At 69.0% G+C, this 4,387-nt stretch carries 6 protein-coding genes; 4 read left to right on the top strand and 2 right to left on the bottom strand.

All coding sequences use genetic code 11. From position 1 onward, the window contains the following. The 3 genes from VFH59_RS02945 to coq7 all read left to right on the top strand — a co-directional run. A partial coding sequence (locus VFH59_RS02945; RefSeq protein ID WP_325163393.1) for a hypothetical protein occupies positions 1–181 on the top strand: 181 nt, incomplete at its 5' end. Between the two features lie 15 nt (positions 182–196). Next, a complete protein-coding gene (locus VFH59_RS02950) occupies positions 197–1,393 on the top strand; it encodes a (Fe-S)-binding protein (protein WP_325163394.1) in 1,197 nt (398 codons plus the stop codon). Then, complete coding sequence (gene coq7 / locus VFH59_RS02955) at positions 1,390–2,031, top strand: 2-polyprenyl-3-methyl-6-methoxy-1,4-benzoquinone monooxygenase (protein ID WP_325163395.1); 642 nt, start codon at positions 1,390–1,392, stop codon at positions 2,029–2,031. The genes VFH59_RS02950 and coq7 overlap by 4 nt, the downstream gene beginning before the upstream one ends. Positions 2,032–2,057: 26 nt before the next feature. Here the strand turns inward: coq7 and VFH59_RS02960 are convergent, their stop codons facing one another. Together VFH59_RS02960 and speD are read right to left on the bottom strand one after the other, a co-directional pair. Beyond that, complete coding sequence (locus VFH59_RS02960; RefSeq protein WP_325163396.1) at positions 2,058–2,747, bottom strand: extensin family protein; 690 nt, start codon at positions 2,745–2,747, stop codon at positions 2,058–2,060. A 65-nt stretch (positions 2,748–2,812) separates the two neighbouring features. Next, positions 2,813–3,598: an adenosylmethionine decarboxylase gene (gene speD, locus VFH59_RS02965; protein WP_091334588.1), complete on the bottom strand. Its 786-nt coding sequence runs from the start codon at positions 3,596–3,598 to the stop codon at positions 2,813–2,815. Between the two features lie 267 nt (positions 3,599–3,865). On the opposite strand from speD, the gene VFH59_RS02970 reads away from it, so the two are divergent. Beyond that, on the top strand, positions 3,866–4,387 hold a 522-nt coding region (locus VFH59_RS02970), incomplete at its 3' end, for a cyclic nucleotide-binding domain-containing protein (RefSeq protein ID WP_325163397.1).

A 4,387-nucleotide genomic window follows, 5' to 3' on the forward strand; every position in this document is an offset into this window, starting at 1 on the left:
CCGTCGCATCGACCACGTACCAGTCGCGCTTGACGCTTTCCGGCTTGGCGCTGAACGTTTTCATTTCAAGAATACCTGTCTGCCGCCACGGGGGCGGTTAGCGGAATCGGTGGAACAAAGGCGCGAGATGATAGCGGAGCCGTCATCGATCGCGCAAGCCTGCCGGTCGGCCGACTTGTGAGCTGGCAATGATAGCATGCCGACCATGCCCGAGAACAAGTCCGAGCGCATCGCCGCGCTGGCCGACCAGTGCGTGCAGTGCGGCCTGTGTCTGCCGGCCTGCCCGACCTATGCGCTGGACGGCAACGAGGCCGAATCGCCGCGCGGGCGCATCGCCATCGCCGCGGCACTGGCCCAGGGACGGGCGCCAGTGACCGATGAACTGCGCGAACCACTGGACCACTGCCTGGCTTGCCTGAACTGCGAACGGGTGTGTCCCGCCCAGGTTCACTTCGGCGAGCTGCTGGTGGAGACGCGCGCGCTGCTTGGGCCGGCACCGCGGCGCCCGCGCGCGCTGCTCGCGCTGGCGAAGCGACCCGGCCTGCTGCGATTGATGCGGCTTGCGGGATGGCGGCGCTGGTACGCCCGCCTCGCACGCTGGCTGCCGCAGCGGTCGGGCTGGCGCGCCGCCCTCGCCCTTGCGGCCCTGCCCCCGCCGCCGCGCCTGCGGCCGGGGCCCGCGGTTACGCCGTGCACGCCGGCGCTGGCCCGCGTGGCGCTCTTCCCGGGATGCGTCGCCAGCGTGGAGGACGCGGCGGCGCAACAGGCTGCCGTCACCCTGCTCGAGGCAGCCGGTCATACCGTGATGCGCCTGCCAGCCTTCTGCTGTGGTGCACTGGATACGCACGGCGGCGACACGCAGGCCGCCGCGCGCGCGACGGGGCGCGTGCAGGAGGCCTGGCGGGCCGGTGGCGCTTCCGCACTGGTGACGGTCACGCCCGGCTGCATCGGCCAGCTGCGTGGTGCCCTGCCCGGCGTGAGGGTCGAAGATCCCTATGCGCTGCTCGTGGCGCGGGCCGACCACCTGCACTTCCGCCCGCTCCACCAACGCGTGGCACTCCACCTGCCCTGCACGCAACTGAACGTGGCGCGCAGCGGCGAGGCCTTGCTGACACTGCTTGGGCGCGTACCGGGGTTGGAGGTGGTGGCGCTGCCACCACGCTGCTGCGGCGCCGCTGGCAGCCACCTGCTGGAATTCCCCGAGCGCGCGGCGGCCTTGCGCGCCCCTCTCATCGAGGCCATCGCCTCGCTGGCGCCGCAGGCGTTGCTGTCGTCCAATATCGGTTGCCGGTTGCACCTGGCCACCGGCCTGGCCGAGCAGGATGAGGCCGTGCCGACCCTGCATCCGCTGGTGCTGCTGGCCCAGCACATCGTCCCTGGACACACATCATGAACGTTCGCTCGCTCTCCCCGCTCGATCGCCTGCTGGCAGGCATGGAGCGCGCCCTTGAAACCGTCGCCGGTGCGCCGGAAGCCGCGCGCCCCTCGCCCGCCACGCCGCTGGAGGATGCCCCGCTCGACGATGCCGAGCGCCGCCACGCTGCCGGCCTGATGCGCATCAACCACACCGGCGAGGTGTGCGCGCAGGCGCTGTACGACGGCCAGGCCGCGCTCGCGCGTGACGAGGACACCCGCCACCACCTGCAGGAAGCCGCGAACGAGGAAACCGACCACCTGGCCTGGTGCGCGCAACGCCTGCGCGACCTGGACAGCCGCCCCAGCCTGCTCAATCCACTCTGGTACGCCGGCAGCTACGCGATCGGCGCCGCCGCCGCGCTGATCGGCGACAAGGTGAGCCTGGGCTTCGTGGTGGAAACCGAGCGCCAGGTGGAGGCGCACCTGGAGGACCACCTGCAGCGCCTGCCGCCACAGGACGAACGCTCGCGCGCGGTGCTCGCGCAGATGCAGGCCGACGAGGTGCGCCACGCCGACAACGCCAGGGCGCGCGGCGGCATCGACCTGCCGTTCCCGATCCCCGGACTCATGCACCTGAGCTCGCTGGTCATGAAGACCGTCGCCTACCGCATCTGACCGCCCGCCGGCAAACGCGCCGGCGCCTACCGGCAATAACCCCAGCCGCCCGCCTCCACATGGAAATGGCTGCGATGCGCGCGGTTGTAGTCCGGCCCCAGCACCATGCCGGCCACCACGCAGGCGCGGTCGTGGACGCGGCGCAGGAACGCGCCGGCCCTTCCTGGCGCGCGCCAGCCGGCCGTGATGTGCACGGCGCGCCCGTCGGCCAGCACGAAGCCGGTCAGGTCGATCGCCGCCGCCCGCGCATGGCCGCTGAGCGGCGCGCCGGCACGTCCGTAGATGTTGCGGCAGGCGTAGCTGCCGACGTGGTCGATGCGCCCCACGGCACTGCCGTAGATCTGTCGCGCGGCCGGCTGCAGCACCTGCCGGTCCAGCAACACCAGGGTGGCTGCCAGCGGACAGGTCACCACGGCCGGCCGCACCAGCGTCGCCTTGCCGGTACCACGCAACCGGACCGCGTCGGTCCAGCCGCATGCGCCTGGGCCGCGGCGGTCGGGCAACGGGTCGAAGCGGGCGCCGGCCCTCGCCAGCGCAGCCCTGCAGGCACGCGGGTCATGCGCCAGCCGTTCGAGCTTGTAATGCAGGAACGGATCCGGCGGCGCACGCAGGTCGAGCGGTGCCCACGGGTTGTAGCGGTCCGGCGGACGCCAGCCACGCGACCACACCAGCGCCAGCAGGGCGAGCAGCAGCAGGAACAGCAGGAAGGCGCGCATGCGCCGAAGCTAGCCGCCGTGCCGTGCGCGCAACGAAAAACCCCGCCGGGCGGCGGGGTCGTGTGTTACATCAGGTTGCGGCCGTGGAACAGTTCCTCGATCTCGCGCTTGAGCAGCGACTCGATACGCTGGCGCTCCTTGAACGAGAGGTCGTCCGCGTGCGCCTCGAACAGGTAGGTGTCCAGGTCGAAGTCCTTGATGTGCATCTTCGTGTGGAAGATGTTTTCCTGGTAGACGTTGACGTCGAACATCTCGTACTTCTGGCGGATGTGGCGCGCCAGGTAGTCCTGCACCGAGTTGATCTTGTGGTCGATGAAGTGCTTCTTGCCCTTCACGTCACGGGTGAAGCCGCGCACGCGGTAGTCGCACACCACGATGTCCGACTCGAAGCTGTCGATCAGGTAGTTCAGGGCCTTCAGCGGCGAGATCACGCCGCAGGTGGCGACATCGATGTCCGCGCGGAAGGTCGCGATGCCGTTGTGCGGATGGGTTTCCGGATAGGTGTGGACGGTGATGTGGCTCTTGTCCATGTGCGCCACCACGGCACCGGAGATGGTGTCGCGGCCGAGCTTCTCCACCACCGGCTCCTCGGAGATCAGGATCGTCACCGACGCACCCTGCGGATCGTAGTCCTGGCGCGCGATGTTCAGGATGTTCGCGCCGATGATCTCCGCCACGTCGGTGAGGATCTGGGTCAGGCGGTCGGCGTCGTATTGCTCGTCGATGTATTCGATGTAGCGCTGGCGCTGATCTTCGGACACCGCGTAGCAGATGTCGTAGATGTTGAAGCTCAGGGCCTTGGTCAGGTTGTTGAAACCCTGCAGGCGCAGGCGGGGGAGCGGTTTCACCACGGCGACTCTCCATGGCCGGGGCACGGCCAGCAGATGAGGCGGGTTAGCAGCAAGGGTCCCCGCGAAAAGAAAAAGACGCGCCAGGACCCTCATCCTGCGCGACCCGGGCTCCGGCCTGGGAGGGAGCTTGGCCGAAAGACTGCGAAGTATGCGGCAAAACGCCGGAAAACAGAACTCGCCGGCCCCGCCCCGCGTCATCTCTTGATCAGGCAAGACGCGTGATGCATGGTAACGCCCTGGCGGCAGCGCCGTGGCTCAACAGCGGATATCAACGTGGCGCAACTCAAATACCAACTCCAGCAGGCTTTCGAACGGTCCCAGGCGCCCCTGAGCTTCGCGCCGGACCCGGCATCGATGGAGCGCTTCCTGGCGCTGTGCCACCGTCGGCGCTACCCGGGCAAGACCGCGATCATCCGCCCGGGCGATCCGGCCAACACGCTCTACTACATCATCGAAGGCTCGCTGGCGGTCTGCACCGAGGACGAGCAGGGCCGCGAGCTGATCCTGGCCTACTTGAACCGCGGCCAGTTCATCGGCGAGATGGGCCTGTTCGTGGAACAGGCCCAACGCGAGTCGATCGTACGCAGCCGCACCCCCTGCGAGATGGCCGAGATCAGCTACGAGCGCCTGTTCCAGCTGATGGAAGGTCCGCTGCGCGAGGAATGCCCGAAGATCCTCTTCGCGATCGGCTCGCAACTGACCAACCGCCTGCTGCGCACCTCGCGCCAGGTCAGCCGCATGGCCTTCATGGACGTCACCAACCGCATCTCCCGCACGCTGCTGGACCTG

It is taken from the genome of Frateuria sp. (assembly GCF_035695185.1).
Classification (GTDB): Bacteria; Pseudomonadota; Gammaproteobacteria; order Xanthomonadales; family Rhodanobacteraceae; genus Frateuria_A.

What these genes read in the sequence shown, in the direction of transcription:
- VFH59_RS02960 (WP_325163396.1), bottom strand. Translation starts at nt 2,747, where the DNA reads ATGCGCGCCTTCCTGCTGTTCCTGCTGCTGCTCGCCCTGCTGGCGCTG.
- coq7 (WP_325163395.1), top strand. Translation starts at nt 1,390, where the DNA reads ATGAACGTTCGCTCGCTCTCCCCGCTCGATCGCCTGCTGGCAGGCATG.
- VFH59_RS02950 (WP_325163394.1), top strand. Translation starts at nt 197, where the DNA reads ATGCCGACCATGCCCGAGAACAAGTCCGAGCGCATCGCCGCGCTGGCC.